The organism is Xanthomonas sp. NCPPB 2922 (assembly GCF_041520885.1).
Lineage (GTDB): Bacteria > Pseudomonadota > Gammaproteobacteria > Xanthomonadales > Xanthomonadaceae > Xanthomonas > Xanthomonas campestris.
Genome location: NZ_JBGOFY010000003.1, coordinates 121,997 through 139,931, shown reverse-complemented (window position 1 = coordinate 139,931; position 17,935 = coordinate 121,997). Strand labels below are relative to the sequence as shown.

The window sequence follows — 17,935 nt, the reverse complement described above, 5'->3', positions numbered from 1 at the left end:
GCGCATGCCGCGCGCAACGCGTACAGGCGACTGTCGCCGCCTGCACGCTGGTCCATCACGCTTACCAGATCGCTACGCGGTCCTTGTCGCCGCGCACCATCGCATCGCCCGGCTTGCACTGGAACGCCTGTGCGAACGCCGGCATGTTGGACGGCGCGCCGTTGGCACGGAAGTTGGCCGGCGCATGCGGGTCGGTGTTGAGGCGCACGCGCAGCTCGCCGTCGGTGAAGTTGCGGCGCCACACCGTGGCCCAGTTCATGAAGAAGCGCTGGTCCTGGCTATGGCCGTCGATCTCCTTGTTGGCGGCCGGCTGTTCCTGCAACGCCATCCGCAGCGCGTCGTAGGCCACGGTGAGGCCGCCCAGGTCGCCGATGTTTTCGCCCAGGGTCAGCTTGCCTTTGACGTGCACGCCGGGGATCGCCTCATAGCCATCGAACTGCGCCACCAGCTGATCGGTGCGCTGGGTGAACAGCTTGCGGTCGGCGTCGGTCCACCACGTGTCGAAGTTGCCCTTGGCATCGAACTGGCTGCCGGAGTCGTCATAGCCATGCATCATCTCGTGCCCGATCACCGCACCGATGCCGCCGTAATTGAGCGCCGGGTCGGCCTTGGGATCGAAGAACGGCGGCTGCAGAATCGCCGCCGGGAACACGATCTCGTTGCGGGTGGCGTTGTAGTACGCGTTGACGGTCTGCGGCGTCATATGCCACTCGCGCTTGTCCACCGGCTTGCCGATCTTGTCGAGCATGTAGCGGTAATTGAACGCCTGCGCGGCCTGCATATTGGCCAGGAACCCGTCGCCGCGCGTTTCCAGCCCGCTCCAATCACGCCACTGGTCCGGGTAGCCGATCTTGGGCGTGAAGCTGGCCCACTTTTCCAGTGCACGCTGCTTGGTCTGCGCGCTCATCCAGTCCAGCTTCTCCAGCCGCGCCTTCAGCGCGTTGGAGAGGTTCTGCACCAGCTGCTGCATCTGCGCTTTTGACTCGGCCGGGAATGCCGATTGCACGTAGAGCTGGCCCAGTGCCTCGCCCATGGCCTCGTTGACTGCGTTCAAGGTGCGCTTCCAGCGCGGCAGCATGTCCTGCTGCCCGCGCAACGTCTTGGCATAGAAATCGAAGTTGGCCTGCTCGAACGGCTTGGCCAGGTACGGGGCTGCCTCATCGATACTGTGGAAGCGCAGATATGCCTTCCAGGTATCCGCCGGCGTGTTGACGAGCATGCCGTCCAGCGCGCGGAAATACTCCGGCTGGCTCAGCGAGAAGGTGCCGGCCGGCACCTTCAGTGCACTGAAGAACGCCTGCCAATCGAAGTGCGGCGTGATGGCATTGGCGCCCGCCACATCGACCGGGTTGTAGCGCTTGGCCGGGTCACGCAGCTCGATGCGCGAGAGCGAAGCATTGGCCAGCTGCGTCTCGAACGCCATCACCGCCTTGGCCTGTTCGGCCGCCTGTGCTGCCGGAATGCCGGACAGCTCCAGCACGCGGGCGATATAGGCCACGTACTGTTCGCGGATCTTGGCCTGGGCCGGATCGGTGTAATAGCCCTTCTCCGGCAGGCCCAGACCGCCCTGCCCCGCATACGCAATCATCTGCTCGGAGTTCTTGTAGTCGGCATTGGCGCCGAACGAGAACAAAAAGCCCTGGCCCTTGGCATAGCTGTCGCGCAACCAGGCGGCAATCGCCGGCGCATCGCTAAGCGCATCAATCGCCTTTAGCTGCGGCTGCAGCGGGGTGATGCCGGCCTTGTCGATCGCCGCCTCGTCCGAGCCGGTCCGCCACAGGTCGGCGATCTTGGCATCCACCGAACCTGCGGACAGGTTGCCGCGCGCCAGTTGTTCCACCAGCGCGTGCTGGATGGTCAACGAGCGCTCGGCCAGCACTTCGAAACTGCCCCAGCTGGTGCGGTCGGACGGCACCGGGTTGGCCTTGAGCCACTTGGCGTTGACGAACCCGTTGAGGTCCTGGCATGCGGCAATGGCCGGATCCAGATCGCCGCTGCCGAAGGCCACGATCGGCGCATCCAGCTTGGACACATCCACGCGCGTCGGCGCTGCAGGTGCGGCGGCGGCCGGCTTGCTGGTGTCGTCGGAGGCACCGCACGCGGACAGCGTCACGGCGATGGCCACCGCCAGGGACAGCGGGGCGAACTTGCTGAGGATCATTGAATTCTCCGGGACAGGGGCCGCAGCGTGCGCGCGGCCGAAAAGAGTAGGTAATCGGCGCACTGCGCTGATCCCCCAAAAGTCACACAACAGGCGAACGCCCTAACGTCCGCCACCGCGCGCATCCAGCCGCTGCGGCATCGCACTCCAACGCGCCACTGCGCGCTAGGAGTGTTTGTAGAACGGCTTCAACAGCAGGTACACCGGGAAGGCGAGCGCCATCAACACCAGCGCCGCATCGTGACTGGACGTTGCCTCCGCCCAGGACTCCATCTGCCGCGACGGACCAAACAGGCCAAAGGCCACCAGCAGCACACCGGCCAGGCACACCAGCAAGGCCAGCCAGGTGGCTTCTGCAGAGACACTGCCGCCTGCCAGCGCGGCAAACGCACCGCTGGCTCCTGCCACCAGCACGCCCAAGGTCGCGAGATAACTGCGGCAGTACAGGGCACTCATCTGCTGCGTTTTACGTTTGCCGGACATCATGTCTCGCAATGAAAGAAGCACCATTGGCAGCGCGCACCAACAGGCACGCCGCTGCATCACGGCCACCGCCGCCACGCCTCATGCATGGCGGCAGCACCGGCCAATCCGGCAGCGGGCGTGCTGCGTGCACGCCCGCTGCGCGGCTTACTTGGCCTTGCCCTGGTTGGCCACGGCTTCGGCGGCGCGCTTGGCCGCCTCCGGGTCGCCCAGGTAGCGGTAGCTCTGCACCTGCAGGTTGTCGTCCAACTCGAACAACAGCGGGATGCCGGTGGGGATGTTGAGCTCCAGGATCTGCGCGTTGGAGATGTCGTTGAGGTACTTGTACAGCGCGCGCAACGAGTTGCCGTGCGCGGTCACCAGCACCGTCTGGCCGGCCTTCAACTGCGGGGCGATCGCGTCGTGCCAGTACGGCAACACGCGCACCAGCGTGGTCGCCAGCGACTCGGTGCTCGGCAATGCATTGCGGTCCAGCGTGGCATAGCGGCGGTCATGCCCGGGGTGGCCCGGATCGGTGACGTCCATGGCCGGCGGCGGGATGTCGTAGGAACGGCGCCAGATCTTGACCTGTTCCTCGCCGTGCTTGGCCGCAGTTTCCGCCTTGTCCAGGCCCTGCAGGCCACCGTAGTGACGCTCGTTGAGGCGCCAGCTCTTGTGCACCGGCAGCCAGTCCTGGTCGAGCTCCTTCAACGCGCCCTGCAGCGTGTGGATGGCGCGCTTGAGCACCGAGGTGTACGCCACATCGAACTGCAGCCCTTCGTCCTTCATCAGCTTGCCGGCCGCGGCGGCTTCCTGGCGGCCCTGCTCGGTGAGATCCACGTCCACCCAGCCGGTGAAACGGTTGTCCAGGTTCCATTGGCTCTGGCCATGGCGCAGCAGTACGAGTTTGCGGGTCACTACGGTTCTCCGATTGGGGGGGCCGATCAACCGCTGATTGTAGCGGCAGCCGATGCCTGCCTGGCGTGCACGGCATCGCTACGGCGTGCGCGCGATGCTGCGGCCATGCAGACATCCATCGACCCCGTGTTCGCAGGTTGGGACGGCAGCGTCGCTCAGGCGCGACAGTTGCAGCAGCAACTGGCCCAGCGCGTGGCGCTGCGCGATGAAGTTTCCGCCGCGCCTGCGCTACTGGCCGGCTTCGATGTGGGCTTCGAAGATGAGGGCCAGACCACGCGCGCGGCGGCCGTGTTGCTGGATGCGCAGACGCTGCTGCCGCTGGAAACCCACGTCGCGCGCGTGCCGACCTCGATGCCGTATGTGCCCGGCCTGCTGAGTTTTCGCGAGCTGCCCGCATTGCTGCGCGCGCTTGCGCTGCTGTCGCGCACGCCGGATCTGGTGTTCATCGATGGCCAGGGCATCGCGCATCCGCGCAGGTTCGGCATCGCCGCGCATTTCGGCGTGGTCACTGGCCTGCCCAGCATCGGCGTGGCCAAGCAACGCCTGGCCGGAACCTTCATCGAGCCCGGTGGCGAACGCGGCGACCACAGCCCCATCCTGCTGGCCGGTGCGCAGATCGGCTGGGCAATGCGCAGCAAGCCGCGCTGCAATCCGTTGATCGTCTCGCCCGGTCATCGCGTGTCGATGCAGGGCGCACTCGACTGGACCCTGCGCACGCTGCGCACCTACCGCCTGCCCGAACCGACGCGTCTGGCCGACCGGCTGGCTTCACGGCGCGGCGAAATCGAGCTGCAGACGCAGCCGACGTTGCTGTAGCCCGCGTGCTGCGGGGCAAGCGTGCAATTGCGGGCATCGATGCATGGTTCGTTGGATGTGGCTTGTCAGTTCTGGCGTGTGGATTCTGACTCCAAGCTTCTCGCGCGCAGCTCGCAGCTCGCAGCCGCCGTTGTCTTGCGGCTTGGACAACGCCGACCAGATCGACGTGCAGGTGCTCGTAGCTTTGGTACTTGGATGTGCGGCATTCACCAACGTGGCCGCTTGCCGCAGCAGCACACCACCAGACACCAGCTCGTCCCCATCGCCCCATCACGTGCGGCACGCGCAGAACATTCCATCTTGCGTTGCAGCGCGCCCACGCCGCCGCCTGCATGGCAAGCTGCCGCTATGCCCACTGCACGAGCCGCTGCCATGACCACGCTGATCGCTCCCCGTGTCCACGATATCGGCGGCTTGCAGGTGCGCCGCGCCGTGCCGACCCTGCAGGCGCGCAGCGTCGGCCCGTTCGTGTTCGTCGACCACATGGGCCCGGCAGTGCTGGAGCCCGATCACGGCATCGACGTCCGCCCGCATCCGCATATCGGCCTTGCCACCGTCACCTTCCTGTGGTCGGGCGAGATCGGCCACCGCGACACGCTCGGCTCTGATCAGGTGATCCGTCCCGGCGACGTCAACTGGATGACCGCCGGCCGCGGCATCGCCCATTCCGAACGCACGCCGGGCCCCGAGCGCGCACGCGAACATGCACTGCATGGCATGCAGACCTGGATCGCGTTGCCGCGCTCGGCCGAAGAAACCGCGCCCGCCTTCCATCACCACGCCGCCACCAGCCTGCCGCAACAGCGCCGCAACGGCGTGTGGCTGCGGGTGATCGCTGGCCGCGCCTATGGCGAGGAATCGCCGGTGCAGGTGTTCAGCGGCACGCTCAACGTGGCACTGGATCTGGACGCCGATGCCGAGATCGATCTGGACACCGGCCACGCCGAGCGCGCGCTCTACATCCTGGAAGGCGAGGCGCAACTGGATGGCGCCGACGTGCCGGCGCGGCATCTGATCGTGCCCTCTGCCGGTACGCGCGGCCGGCTGCGCGCCAAGACCCCCCTCAAGGCGATGCTTCTCGGCGGCGAGCCGCTGGATGGCCCGCGCCACCTGTGGTGGAACTTCGTCTCCAGCTCACAAGAGCGCATCGAACAGGCCAAGGACGATTGGCAGGCCGGCCGCTTCGGCACCATCCCCGGCGACGATCAGGAATTCATTCCGCTACCGGAAACGCCGGCGCCCAAACCCGTCAATTACCCCTGAAACCATGCGCGGATTCGCACTGGCGGACACAACCGTGCCAGGTCTCGGAAGGGGAGTGCCACGCCACACAAGCGATGCCAGACGCAACTGCGACCCATCTTGAGCACGCCCACAAAACTGTGGTAGTGATACCCGCGTAGTCGGAGCGCGTTGCGTGGACGGCCCGCTCAAGCGGGGAGCTTGAGACGGTGCAGCGGCACGAAAGACGACAGCGCCCCGCATTGTCATCCATCGCCGGGGAACACTTGAATGAAGTCCGCATCCTGCCTAGTCGGCCTGTCATTGCTGTTGGCCGCCGTGACCGCCCATGCCCAGTCCGCGCCCGTCTGCCCTCCATTGCCGCCGGCCTCCGGCCTGCAATGGACCCAGCTCGCCGGCGCCGATTACCTGGTCTGTAAAGCCACCACCGCCGATGGCCGCCAGGTGGTGGGCGTGATGCTGACCACCCGCGACCCGGCCATGGCGCTGGCACGTGACCGCCGCGCGGAAAAAGGCCAGATCCAGGAAGAGGAGTTCTACTGGTACAAGCTCGATCTGGGTGGCCGCGAGGTCCCGGGCATGGAATCACGCCGCGTCACCGTGGTGGAGCTGGGCAAGAAGCGCTATGCACAGCTGTGGATCGACGGCGCCAGCACCGAAGAACTGGCCTCGATGCAGTCGCTGGTGCAGAACATGGACCTGCAGCCGGCCAGCCTGGCACTGCAGCGCTAAACAACGTCCGCAGATGGCAAGACCGGCAGCAGCCGGTCATGCCACATCGCTTCGCACTACGACTTAGAGCAGCTATCAAAACGACTGCGCAGCCGCCAGGCGGGCGCGGCCGGTGCTCGAAATCGGCATGTACCGACGTACACTCCGGTTCCTCCGCGCCGTCCGCACCCACCTGACGACTGCTCGCTACGTTTTGTTAGCCACTCTTAATGCGCTAATGCAGCTGCGCGCCGGCATCCGCCAGCGCGCGCTGAATGCGCCCTAGCGTGTCGAACCGCCGGCAGCATCCACCAGCGCGTGCGGCTGCAGCTCGGTGGCAATGCGCACCTCGCCGGTCAGCAGGCGATGGATCGGGCACTTCTCCGCCACCTCCAGCAGGCGTGCGCGCTGGTCATCGTCCAGTGCGCCGTCCAGCACGATCGCCCGCGTGATCGATGTGCCCGCGGCGCCGCGCTGGGTGTAATGCAGTCGCACGTGCACCGCGGCCAATGGCCATTACTTGCGTGCGGCCACCATCGACACGGTAATGGCAGTGCAGGCACCCAATGCGCCCAGCACCTGCGCCTCTGGATCCGGCCCCGCATCCTGGCCACCGTTGGCCGGCTGGGTGTCGCCGATCCAGTGGTGCTGGCCATCGTGGATGGTGACCGTATAGGGCACCGTGCCGGTGACGACACTGACGGCGCGATCACTCATGTGCGCTTCTCCCACGCGGCAACCCGCCCCGGTTCAAAACCGCCCCTCCTGGAAATCGACGAACGCCTGCATCAATTCCTGCTTGGTGTTCATCACGAACGGGCCATGCCGCATCACCGGCTCGTTGATCGGCCGGCCGGCGACCAGGATCAAGCGCGCGCCGGCAGCACCGGCCTGCAGCCGCAGCCGCTCGCCACCGCCCAGCACCGCCAGGTCCTGCGCCGGCAACGGGCGTGCGCCCTCGCCCTCGCCGACCGTGGCCGCGCCTTCGAAGGCGTACGCGAACGCGTTGTGGCCGGCGGGCAGCAGATAGTCCCAGGACGTGTCCGGCGTAAGTGCGATATCCAGGTACAACGGCTCGGTGGCGGGCTGCACGATCGGCCCGTGCACATCGCCCACCGCGCCGGCAATCACCTTGACCGTGACGCCCGCAGCCGGATGCGCGACCGGGATCTTGTCCGGCGCGTATTCCTGATACTTGGGGTTGCTCATCTTGTCGCGCGCGGGCAGATTCACCCACAGCTGGAAACCACGCATGCGCCCGGATTCCTGTTCGGGCATTTCCGAATGGATCAGGCCGCGCCCGGCGGTCATCCACTGCACGCTGCCTGGGGTCAGCAGGCCTTCGTTGCCGTGGTTGTCCTTGTGCCGCATGCGTCCGTCGAGCATGTACGTGACGGTCTCGAAGCCGCGGTGCGGATGGCTCGGAAAGCCGGCGATGTAGTCTTCGGCCTGTTCGGTGCCGAACTCGTCCAGCATCAGGAACGGGTCCAGTGCCGGCAGCTGCGGCGTGCCGATCACGCGGGTCAGCTTGACCCCGGCACCGTCGGAGGTGGGCATGCCGCGAATGGTCCGCAGCACGTGTGCCGCCGTGGAGGTGGTGGTGTCGCTCATCGAACGCTCCCTGTGCGCAAGTGGATGCCTTGCATGATGGAGGCCGCCAGCGCGGCGCCCAACCGCGACGCGTGCAACCGATCGTTCCAAAACGCCACGGCGCGCAGGCGCAATGCCGCACTGCAATGCCAGACACCATACGACCAAAGGCTTACCTGATCCCCGGGCGGCACCATTGACCGCGGACAGCCGGCGGGAGGACCCTTAGCGGGATCGTTCCTGAGGGGCATGCATGAAAGGTATCTCGAAGCTGGCCTGGGGCGCGCTGGCGCTGCTGGCCGCGTTCTGCCTGGGCACCGTGGCGCTGCGGCGCGGCGAACACATCAACGCGTTGTGGATCGTGGTGGCGGCGGTGTCGATCTATCTGATCGCCTACCGCTTCTATGGCCTGTTCATCGCCGACAAGGTGATGCAGCTCGACCCCACCCGTGCCACGCCAGCGGTGACCAACAACGACGGCCTGGACTACGTGCCCACCAACAAGCACGTGCTGTTCGGGCACCACTTCGCCGCGATCGCCGGCGCCGGGCCCTTGGTCGGCCCGGTGCTCGCCGCGCAGATGGGCTACCTGCCCGGCCTGCTGTGGCTGGTGGTCGGCGTGGTGCTGGCCGGCGCGGTGCAGGACTTCATGGTGCTGTTCCTGTCCACGCGCCGCAACGGCCGCTCGCTGGGCGACCTGGTGCGCGAAGAGATGGGCCAGGTGCCCGGCACCATCGCGCTGTTCGGCGCCTTCCTGATCATGATCATCATCCTGGCGGTGCTGGCGATGGTGGTGGTCAAGGCCTTGGCCGAGAGCCCGTGGGGCATGTTCACGGTGATCGCGACGATGCCTATCGCGATCATGATGGGCGTGTACATGCGCTACATCCGCCCCGGCAAGATCGGCGAGATTTCGGTGGTGGGGTTGATCCTGCTGCTGGGTGCGATCTGGCTGGGTGGCCAGGTGGCCGCCGACCCGACCTGGGGCCCGGCCTTCACCTTCACCGCCAAGCAGATCACCTGGATGTTGATCGGCTACGGCTTCATCGCCTCGGTGCTGCCGGTATGGCTGCTGCTGGCACCGCGCGACTATCTGTCCACCTTCCTCAAGATCGGCACCATCCTGGGCCTGGCGATCGGCATCCTGATCGTGATGCCCGACATCAAGATGCCGGCGCTCACGCAGTTCGCTGCCAGCGGCGATGGCCCGGTGTGGAAGGGCGGCATCTTCCCGTTCCTGTTCATCACCATCGCCTGCGGTGCGGTATCCGGCTTCCACGCGTTGATCGCCTCCGGCACCACGCCCAAGCTGCTCGCCAACGAAGCGCACATGCGCTACATCGGCTACGGCGGCATGTTGATGGAGTCGTTCGTGGCGATCATGGCGCTGGTGGCCGCGTCGATCATCGAACCCGGCATTTATTTCGCGATGAATAGCCCGGCCTCGCTGGTCGGCAGCGATACCGTGGCGGTGGCCGCCAAGGTCAGCGAGTGGGGCTTTGCGATCACTCCGGAAGTGCTGGAAGCGACCGCGCGCGACATCGGCGAGCACAGCATCCTGGCGCGCGCCGGTGGTGCACCCACGCTGGCGGTGGGCATCGCGCAGATCCTGCACCACGTGCTGCCGGGCGAAAACACGATGGCGTTCTGGTACCACTTCGCGATCCTGTTCGAAGCGTTGTTCATCCTCACCGCAGTGGACGCGGGCACGCGTGCCGGCCGCTTCATGCTGCAGGACCTGCTGGGCAACTTCATCCCGGCGCTGAAGAAGACCGAATCGTGGACCGCCAACATCATCGCCACCGCCGGTTGCGTGGCGCTGTGGGGCTACCTGCTCTACACCGGCGTGATCGATCCGTTCGGCGGTATCCAGACGCTGTGGCCGTTGTTCGGCATCTCCAACCAGATGCTGGCCGGCATCGCGCTGATGCTGGGCACGGTGGTGCTGTTCAAGATGAAGCGTGACCGCTACGCCTGGGTCACCATCGTGCCGGCGCTGTGGCTGCTGTTGTGCACCACCTACGCCGGGCTGATCAAGATCTTCGACAGCAACCCAGCGCAGGGTTTTCTGGCGCAGGCGCACAAGTTCCAGGCCGCCATCGCCAGCAACACCATCACCGCACCGGCCAAGACCGTGCCGCAGATGCAGCAGATCGTCACCAACGCCTACGTCAACACCGGGCTGACGGTGCTGTTCCTGTTCGTGGTGGGCTCGATCCTGATCTACGCAGTCAAAACGATCGTGGTCGCCCGCCGCAGCCCGCAGCGCAGCGATCGCGAAACCCCGTACGTGGCACTGCAGCCACACCAGATGGCGGATCTGTAATGGGCACTCAACTCGTTCTTGCCAGCCAATACCAGGCCCATCGCCGCATCTGGCGCCGCCTGGTGCAGACCGCACGCCTGTGCTGTGGCATCCCGGACTACGACAACTACGTGCGCCACATGCTGGAGAAACATCCGGACAAACCGGTGATGGACTACCCGGCGTTTTTCCGCGAACGCCAGGAAGCGCGTTACGGCGGCAAGAGCGGGTTCCGCTGCTGTTGATCGGTAATCGTGATCGACAGATATACACACAACAGGGCGCGATGCGAATCGCGCCCTGTTGCGTTGATGTGGACGCGAAATGTGGTTTTCTTTATGCGATTGGACGGTGCGGCAGATTGGCTGCAGAGCGGTTGATCTGCGGCTTGGGTGGAGGCCCCTTGCCCGCTCACCGTCGCGGGACACGCTGCAAGGTAGAGCGGCTGATCTGCGGCTTGGCTGCACAGCCTGCTCGCTCACCGTCGCGGGACACGTCGCAAGCTGGACAGGCTGATCTGTGGCTTGGCTGCAGGGCCCTTGCCCGCTCACCATCGCGGGACACGCTGCAAGTACGTCCTTGTAAGCTCTTACGCGGCATCTATGCCGCGTAAGGTCCCGCGACGGCGAGCGGGCAAGGACCAGTCAGGCGTGTCGGTGTGCATGGTTGCACGCAGCGCAATACGCGCGTTTTTTGGATGACGGCGAATGACGGCGCGTCCGATCAGCGTCGCAACGCGACGACTAACAGGCAGGCTTTCAACAAAGCGACCTACGAACGTTCTGGTGCGGTGCCCTCGCCGCTTGCGGGACCGTGTGGCGGCATGGATGCCGCCACCGAGCCTACAGGGAGGTACTTGCGGCGTGTCCCGCAAGCGGTGAGGGCACCGCACGCGCGACCGACCAGACTTTTGATCCAAGCACTGACTGCAGCCAAACGAAGCAACGACGCGACACCCTCAACCAGCGCGCGTTTGCGCGAGCCGCTCGAACAATGCGTGCAAATCGCGCATATCGTCGAACACCTCCAGCACGCCGATCCGTCGCAGGGTGTCGCCGTGCCCTTGCGGAATATGGCTGGCACCGGTAAAGCCCAGCACCTGCATGCCGGCCGCCAGCGCGGCGGTCGCACCGGTGGGGCTGTCTTCGATGACCAGGCAACGCTCCGGTGCTACACCGGCCGTGCGCGCGGCCAGCAGGTAAACATCCGGTGCGGGCTTGGGCCGCTCCACCATGTCGGCGCTGAAGATCCGCCCTGCCGCACGCGCCGTGAGCCCAGCCCGCTCCACCGATGCAATCACGTTGTGGCGGCGACTGTTGGAGGCCACCGCCAGCGGCAGCGGGATCTGCTCCAGCGCCTGTCGCACGCCCGCAATCGGCTGCACCTCGGCGGCGATCAAGGCTTCGCTGCGCGCCTGGATCTGCGCCAGCAGGGTTTCCGGCAACTGCAGCGCAAAGTGTTCTTCCACCCGCCGCAATACCTCGCGCGTGGTCTGCCCGAACGTGGTTTCCAGCAGATGTTCCAACGGCTCGGCCGGCACGAACGCTGCCAGCGCCTCACGCATTACCCGGTCGGCCAGGATTTCGCTGTCGACAAGAACCCCATCGCAGTCACTGATCAGTAGCTCGTACGCCATTGCACCCATCTGCTTGCAAAGCGCCATTATGCCGGCCCGGTCGTGACCGTCGGCTGTGGCGCAGTGCCCGCGCACATGACGAAGACGCCCGCGCGTCCGTCAACAAGGTCCGTCAACAAGGTCCGTCGCCAAGCAGACCCGGCCAGACGCCCGGCCTGCGCGCCCATGTCACGAAATCTTACCGTTTGGGATTTTTACAGCTGGTAGGATCGGCCCCGCTGTGGCGGGACGTGCCGCAGCGTCATCAGGAATGCGATCAGGAGAAGGAGATTTCGATGCAGACGCGATTCCCCACCCTGCTCGTTCTTGCGACCTCGTTCTTCGCGGTCTCATGCACCGCCTCGCCCGGTGCCAAGGAGCAAACCACCATGTCAGCTACGCTGCAGGACCACGCCGTCGCTTTCCGCGACCCCGGTCTGACCGACATCGCCAACGCCATCGCGCACGGCGACATCGCACGGATCAAAACGCTCGCCCCCACCGTCGATCTGGCCGCACATGGCGATCAGAACGTGACCTTGCTGGAATGGGCGATCTGGAACGAACAACCCCGCGCCCTGGACGCGCTGCTTGACGCAGGCGCGGACCCGGCGTTGCCGGGCATGGACCAGGAAACGGTCGTGCACATGGCCGCCATGGCGCAGGACCCGCAATACCTGAAGATTCTGCTGCAGCACAAGGCACCGATCGATGTGGTCAGCGCGCGTGCCGGCTGGACGCCGCTGTTTCGCGCGGTGCAGAGCAAGCGCGATGCGCAGATCGGCCTGTTGCTCGACGCAGGCGCCGACGTGCAGCGCGTCGACCATACCGGTAACAGCCTGCTGCATCTGGCCGCGCAGAGCGGCGCCTCCAGCCCGACAGTGTTGCAATTGCTCAAGGCCGGTGTGGACCCCACGGTGCGCAATGCACAGCAGAAGACCTTCCAGGCGTATTTCTTTACCACGCCGGACCGTCTGCTCAATGCCACCGGACGACAGGTCAGATCGGATGTGCGCGCATGGTTGAGCGCTCACAACATTCCCGCGGAAAGCAGCCGCTAAGCGCGCTTTCCGTACGACGCACGCAAGGAACCGCGCATGTCCCCGTCAGAATCCACATCCTCCACCGCCGCATCCACTCCGTTCGCAGAGTCGATGCGCGGACAACAACCGCAGCCGCAGGACCGGCAATTTCCGGAGCTGCTGCAAGATCTCTATGCCACTGCCAATCAACGCCGCGAAGGCGGCGCAGAAACCTTTGCGCCGCTGGCCAATGGCTGGTCGCGCATGGACGACAGTGCGCTGCAGCAGGCCGGCATCGATCCGGCACTGCTGCACGACGCCAAAAGCGGCTTCGACGCCGCGTTCTATCGCAACAATCAAGGCCAGGTGGTACTCGGTTTTTGCGGGACCGACGAAGGCAAGGACTGGAAGCACAACATCGGCCAGGGCCTGGGCTTCGACGATGCGCAATACGCATCGGCAATCCAGCTCGGCAGCCAGGCCAAACAGGCCTTCGGTGACCAGGTGGTGATCTCCGGCCATTCGTTGGGCGGCGGTCTGGCATCGGCATCGGCCATGGTCAACGACATTCCCGCAGTGACGTACAACGCGGCCGGCGTCAACGACCGTACCCTCGAACGCGAGGGCCTGGATGCGTCGGCAGCCAAGCAGTACGCCAGCGAGGAGTTGATTCGCGGTTACCACGTCAAGAACGAAATCCTCACCCATCTGCAGGAAGACAGCATTCCGCTGAAGTGGACGATGCCCAATGCGGCTGGCCACCAGATCGAATTGCCGGAGCCGGACCCGCTGTCGTTCGGGCAGCGGCTGGTACCCGGCATGGTGCTCAAGCACCGTCTGGACCTGCACGGGATGGACTCGGTGATCAAGGCGCAGGACATGCAATCGCCCGACCAGGCACGCGGCGCGTCGCTGCAGCCGGGCAGCCAGCTGTTCAATGACGCGGTGGTGCAACTGGATGGCCAACGCGAGCGGCTGGGGCTGCGCGACGACACCGCGTTTCTCAACACCGCCGCCAGCGTGGCCGCGCGTGCAGGCAACGACGGCCTGCAGCGGATCGACCATCTGGTGCCCAACCGCGATGGCGATAGCCTGATCGCGGTGCAGGGCCGCATGGACGACCCCACCCATCTGCGCAGCCATGTGCAGACGGCGGCCGCGGCCAACGAACCGGCGCAGACCAATGTCGGCCAGCTGCAGCAGCACAACCAGCAGCACGCGCATCCGCAGGCCCAACAGCAGGACGAGCAACGCCGGGTGATCCAGCAATAAGCTGCTCGGCAAACCGTGCCGCATGCAGTCCTCGTCAGGTGGACGCGTGCGGTGCGGGAAGGTCCAGCAAGTGATCATCTCTTTACTGCGGTCGACCAAACCGACCCGAGATGCCATGGAGCTGTTGCAGGCAACAGCTCCATGACGCCGGCAAGGCAGCGTTAACCTGCCCCGGCCATCGCCCGCAAGGTAATGCCGACCAGATACGCCAGGTAGGTGCCGGTGGCATAGCCCATGGTGCCCAGCAGCACACCCACTGGCGCCAACGCGGGATGGAAGGCCGCAGCGACCACCGGCGCGGAAGCCGGCCCGCCGATGTTGGATTGCGAGCCGATCGCGAAATAGAAGAACGGTACCCGCAGCAGGCGGCCCAGGCCCCACAACAGCACGATGTGCACGGCAATCCAGATCAGCCCGAGCAGGAACAGCCACGGGCGATCGAGCAAGGCCAGCAGGTCCATCTGCATGCCGATGCAGGCGATCAGGAAATACAGCAGCAAGGTCCCGATCTTTGAAGCGCCCGCGCCTTCCAACGTGCGCGCGCGGGTGAAGCTGAGCAGCAGGCCCAGGCTGGTCGCCAGCACCACGACCCACACGAACGGTGTGTCCAGACTGAACTGGCGCGCCCAGCTCAGGTGCGCCTTGCACCAGCCGGCCAAGGGGGTGGCGAGCGCATGCGCCAGGCCCACCCCGCCGAACGCCACGGCCACGATCACCATCAGGTCCGACAGGCTGGGAATGCGCGCGTGCTCGGCCTGGAAGCGCGCCATGCGCTCCTGCAAGGCATCCAGTGCGCGGGTATCGGCGCCGCTGCGCGCATCGATGCTGCGGGCGCGCCCGGCCAGGAAAATCAGCACCGCCATCCACACATAACCCACGCCAACATCGACCACCGCAAATTGCCCGAACGTGGTGGCATTCACCGCGAACACCTCGCGCATCGCCAGCATGTTGGCGCCACCGCCGATCCAGCTGCCGGCCAACGCCGCCATGCCAGCCCAGGTATCGCCGGCCACGGTGGCCGGGTGCAGCCAGCGCATCACCCAGAACGCGACCACCGCGCCCAGCATGATGCTCAGCGATGCGCCCAGATACATCGCCACCAGCTTGGGGCCCAGGCGCAGGATGGCGCGCAGGTCGATGCTCAGGGTCAGCAGGATCAGGGCGGCCGGCAGCAGCACGTCGCGGGCGATGGGGTTGTACAGCCGCGTGTTGGCGCCATCGATCAACCCTACCGTGTTGTAAATGCCCGGCAGCAGGTAGCAGAGCAACAAGGCTGGCACCACCGCGTAGAACCGCTGCCAGGGGCCGCGTTCGCGGGCGGATGTCCAGAACACGGCGCCGAGGGTGGCGGCGATCAGACCGAACACGACAATGTCGTTCTGGATCAGTGCAACAGGGGGTGGGGTCACGAGCGATGGAGATCCTGGCAGATGGCCGCGCAGTGGCGGATCGTCCAAGCGTGGCCGATCACCCGAATCTAGCCGACCGGCGTGCCTGCGCAAAGCGCGGGGATGGATTCGGGTTTTCCTGTGCGCACGCCTCGGGCATGTGCGCACCGGTCTGTCAGGCAACCGGGCACCTGCGGGGACTTCTTCCCCCTGACGGCTGACTCTCAGCAGACGTTGGTTGCGCTTGTTGCTGGAAGACGCCGCCAGCTCCCGTCCGCGAGGTCGCAAGCTCAGCCGTAACGCCGGACCAAACGATCGCCGTCGCCGGTACTGAGCACCACGCCGCTCGGCTCGCCGGTGGTCAGGCAGTGCAGTTTCGCCATCAGTTCGGCCTGTGCCAGGGCGCCCTGCTCTCTCAGGTAGCGCAGCGGCGACCACTGCGGGCGCGTGACCCACCAGCCGTTCTTTTCCGAATGGATACGTACGACGTAACGGGAGTCGTCCATCTGGCCCTCCGGCCGGTGATGCAGCAAAGCGAGGCAACCGGCCTGGAGAGGCGGTGCCTGCATGGGAATCGGTGTCTGGCAGGTGTGCCGGCGCGCCCTTACTCAAGGGGCCGCGGGAGAGTGGCCCAAGGCCCCGCGTCCGGCATAGCCAGCATGTGCCTGTGGCTATGGCTGGCGCCGTCAGGGGGACACTGGCTCGCCGGTAGGAAAATTCTTACGTGACACACGTCACGCGCAGCGCTACATTTCGGTACAGATAAGTGCCTCTGGGGAGGGTTTGCATGTATCTGCTGAGGAAGTTCCAATTCCCGGTCAAGACCGCCATGGTCGTTGGCTATGTCCTGGTGATTCGCGAAGCGGTGGTGCTCTGGATCTGAGCGCTTCGACTGCACATTGAGCTGACTGGCCGAAGATGCATGGCTGCACCTTCGGCGTTGGTGTGGGTGCTTTGCAGCAGAACGCAACCGCACGCGGCGATGCTCAGGAGCTGCGCATTGCCGCTAGATCGTGAAGTATCTGGTAGGTGGTGCACGGCTGCACCGTCTGTGTTGGTTTGGCTGCTTTGCACCAACCGCACGACTGGTCATGCCCGCGTCACGCATGCGATCAATGCCGCGCCGTGAGCTGGGCGATGCAGCGGGGCGACTAGGCGTCTCATAGCGATGCACTTGGCGATGCACTTGAACCACCGCGCACCGCAATTGCAGCCGCTTCCGTGCAATGTGTTTTTCAGCGCAACGCGTTGTCGAGATGCTTGTCGCGTACATCGCTGCCGTCGCGTGCTGGCGCAGCGTGCGCGTGACCTCGCGTAGGTTGAGATAACGCACTTCCGTGCGGCATGGCGAAGTATCGACACTGCACGCATTGGCACTGCAGCACGTTCGCGACGTGCCGCGGACACTTGCTAACCGGCCTATCTATACCAACAGCACGCGCGGCTCACTCCGGATCGATCCAGCCACGCGCTTGCGCAGCAAGCAGGTCGGCCGGGGTGTCCACGTCCAGGGTGAGTGCCGGTGCGGTGACGCAGCCCAGCGTCTGCGCATCCAGGCTGGCGAACAGCGCGCGCAGGCCGGTGTCGGCCAACAGCGGCACTTCGTTCCACACCGCGTGCGTGACTACCACCGGAATCCCGCGCACGCCTGCATAGCCGCTGGTGGCGCAGCCCGATGCGGCCAGGTCGGCTTCTTCCAGCAAGCTGCGCAGATGCGGCGTGTCCAGCGCGGGCTGGTCGCAGCCGAGGATCAGGCTGCGGCGCAGCGTGGTGTCCCCGTGTACGTGCGCGCGCAACGCGGCAAGACTGGTGCCCATGCCGTCGGCCCAGCCGGCGTGCCGCACGATTTCCACATCCAGGCCGCGCAAGGCCTCCATCACCAAATCGGCATCGGCGCCCACCACCACCACACAGCGCCGCGGCGCGGTCTGCAACGCAATGCGGGCTGCGCGCCGCACGAGCGGTTCGCCATCGCGCGTGAGCAATTGCTTGGAGCGACCGAGCCGCCGCCCCGCGCCCGCCGCCAACACCAGCGCGGCATGGTCGCTGCTCACGCGCCTCGCCCCGCACGCCATGCAGCAAGCACTGACGTATCAGCCGGCGCACTGCAATGCTGCACACCTGATCGCGCTGCCAACACGGTGTGGCGCGCGTGCGCGGCGGTGCGTGATGGCGCGGCGTACGCTGGAAGCAAAGCGATCATGAGCGGGCTGTCTTGCATGTAAGGATGCCTGCAGCGTAGGACCAAACATGTGCGCAGTGGGTGACCACGCAGCAAAGCCGCGCACAGCGGAGGTGTGCATGCGCGACCACGGCGCTCGCTGGATCTTTATGCGCAATCGCATGACTGCGAGAGAAGTCTCATCTGCGTAGTGATTGACCGCGCCGCATAGCCGCGCGCCTACAGACGTGCGGACATGGCCACCAAGT

15 protein-coding genes, 1 other RNA gene and 1 pseudogene are annotated in these 17,935 nt (G+C 65.8%); 8 read left to right on the top strand and 9 right to left on the bottom strand.

Annotated elements, in window-relative coordinates:
* Window positions 1-61: 61 nt before the first annotated feature.
* The 3 genes from ACD584_RS05410 to gpmA all read right to left on the bottom strand — a co-directional run bounded on the left by ACD584_RS05410 (window position 62) and on the right by gpmA (window position 3,541).
* Window positions 62-2,161, bottom strand: coding sequence for a M13 family metallopeptidase (locus ACD584_RS05410; protein ID WP_076036663.1), 2,100 nt, complete (start codon window positions 2,159-2,161; stop codon window positions 62-64).
* A 165-nt stretch (window positions 2,162-2,326) separates the two neighbouring features.
* Complete coding sequence (locus ACD584_RS05405; protein ID WP_175611835.1) at window positions 2,327-2,644, bottom strand: hypothetical protein; 318 nt, start codon at window positions 2,642-2,644, stop codon at window positions 2,327-2,329.
* A gap of 147 nt (window positions 2,645-2,791) precedes the next feature.
* A complete protein-coding gene (gpmA, locus tag ACD584_RS05400) occupies window positions 2,792-3,541 on the bottom strand; it encodes a 2,3-diphosphoglycerate-dependent phosphoglycerate mutase (protein ID WP_070690420.1) in 750 nt (249 codons plus the stop codon).
* Between gpmA and nfi the strand changes: the two genes are divergently transcribed.
* From nfi to ACD584_RS05380, 4 genes are all read left to right on the top strand, one after another.
* Window positions 3,512-4,357, top strand: coding sequence for a deoxyribonuclease V (gene nfi, locus ACD584_RS05395; RefSeq protein WP_175611610.1), 846 nt, complete (start codon window positions 3,512-3,514; stop codon window positions 4,355-4,357). The two genes, gpmA and nfi, sit on opposite strands and share 30 nt — an antisense overlap.
* 372 nt (window positions 4,358-4,729) lie before the next feature.
* Window positions 4,730-5,620: a pirin family protein gene (locus ACD584_RS05390; RefSeq protein ID WP_042598162.1), complete on the top strand. Its 891-nt coding sequence runs from the start codon at window positions 4,730-4,732 to the stop codon at window positions 5,618-5,620.
* A gap of 249 nt (window positions 5,621-5,869) precedes the next feature.
* Entirely contained in the window at window positions 5,870-6,331 is a 462-nt protein-coding gene (locus tag ACD584_RS05385) for a hypothetical protein (protein ID WP_011037845.1), read from the top strand.
* A 127-nt stretch (window positions 6,332-6,458) separates the two neighbouring features.
* A non-coding RNA gene (locus ACD584_RS05380) (sX9 sRNA) lies at window positions 6,459-6,533 on the top strand.
* A 59-nt stretch (window positions 6,534-6,592) separates the two neighbouring features.
* On the opposite strand, the pseudogene ACD584_RS05375 reads toward ACD584_RS05380, so the two are convergent.
* Together ACD584_RS05375 and ACD584_RS05370 are read right to left on the bottom strand one after the other, a co-directional pair.
* Window positions 6,593-7,027 (bottom strand): annotated as a pseudogene (locus ACD584_RS05375) (OsmC family protein).
* Between the two features lie 33 nt (window positions 7,028-7,060).
* Window positions 7,061-7,921 carry a pirin family protein gene (locus tag ACD584_RS05370; RefSeq protein WP_076036662.1) on the bottom strand — a complete coding sequence of 287 codons (861 nt, stop codon included), beginning with the start codon at window positions 7,919-7,921 and terminating at the stop codon, window positions 7,061-7,063.
* A gap of 232 nt (window positions 7,922-8,153) precedes the next feature.
* Here ACD584_RS05370 and ACD584_RS05365 point away from each other — a divergent pair, with 232 nt between their 5' ends.
* Window positions 8,154-10,226 (top strand): carbon starvation CstA family protein, encoded by a 2,073-nt coding sequence (locus ACD584_RS05365; RefSeq protein WP_116923728.1) that lies wholly within the window; start codon window positions 8,154-8,156, stop codon window positions 10,224-10,226.
* Window positions 10,226-10,450 (top strand): YbdD/YjiX family protein, encoded by a 225-nt coding sequence (locus tag ACD584_RS05360; protein ID WP_014508400.1) that lies wholly within the window; start codon window positions 10,226-10,228, stop codon window positions 10,448-10,450. The genes ACD584_RS05365 and ACD584_RS05360 overlap by 1 nt, the downstream gene beginning before the upstream one ends.
* 713 nt (window positions 10,451-11,163) lie before the next feature.
* Here the strand turns inward: ACD584_RS05360 and ACD584_RS05355 are convergent.
* Window positions 11,164-11,868 (bottom strand): HAD family hydrolase, encoded by a 705-nt coding sequence (locus tag ACD584_RS05355; protein WP_019237468.1) that lies wholly within the window; start codon window positions 11,866-11,868, stop codon window positions 11,164-11,166.
* Between the two features lie 203 nt (window positions 11,869-12,071).
* Here ACD584_RS05355 and ACD584_RS05350 point away from each other — a divergent pair, with 203 nt between their 5' ends.
* On the top strand, window positions 12,072-12,881 hold the full coding sequence (locus ACD584_RS05350; RefSeq protein ID WP_175611834.1) for an ankyrin repeat domain-containing protein: 810 nt from the start codon (window positions 12,072-12,074) through the stop codon (window positions 12,879-12,881).
* Between the two features lie 36 nt (window positions 12,882-12,917).
* Window positions 12,918-14,114, top strand: a complete 1,197-nt coding sequence (locus ACD584_RS05345; protein WP_076036659.1) for an XVIPCD domain-containing protein — start codon at window positions 12,918-12,920, stop codon at window positions 14,112-14,114.
* 161 nt (window positions 14,115-14,275) lie between these two features.
* Here ACD584_RS05345 and ACD584_RS05340 read toward each other — a convergent pair whose 3' ends face one another.
* From ACD584_RS05340 to ACD584_RS05330, 3 genes are all read right to left on the bottom strand, one after another.
* The gene (locus tag ACD584_RS05340) at window positions 14,276-15,526 is read right to left on the bottom strand and encodes a DUF819 domain-containing protein (RefSeq protein ID WP_014508405.1); all 1,251 of its coding nucleotides are present in this window, start codon (window positions 15,524-15,526) and stop codon (window positions 14,276-14,278) included.
* A 269-nt stretch (window positions 15,527-15,795) separates the two neighbouring features.
* Window positions 15,796-16,011, bottom strand: a complete 216-nt coding sequence (locus ACD584_RS05335) for a hypothetical protein (RefSeq protein WP_014508406.1) — start codon at window positions 16,009-16,011, stop codon at window positions 15,796-15,798.
* A gap of 939 nt (window positions 16,012-16,950) precedes the next feature.
* The gene (locus tag ACD584_RS05330; RefSeq protein WP_181921306.1) at window positions 16,951-17,559 is read right to left on the bottom strand and encodes a nucleotidyltransferase family protein; all 609 of its coding nucleotides are present in this window, start codon (window positions 17,557-17,559) and stop codon (window positions 16,951-16,953) included.
* Between the last annotated feature and the right edge of the window lie 376 nt (window positions 17,560-17,935).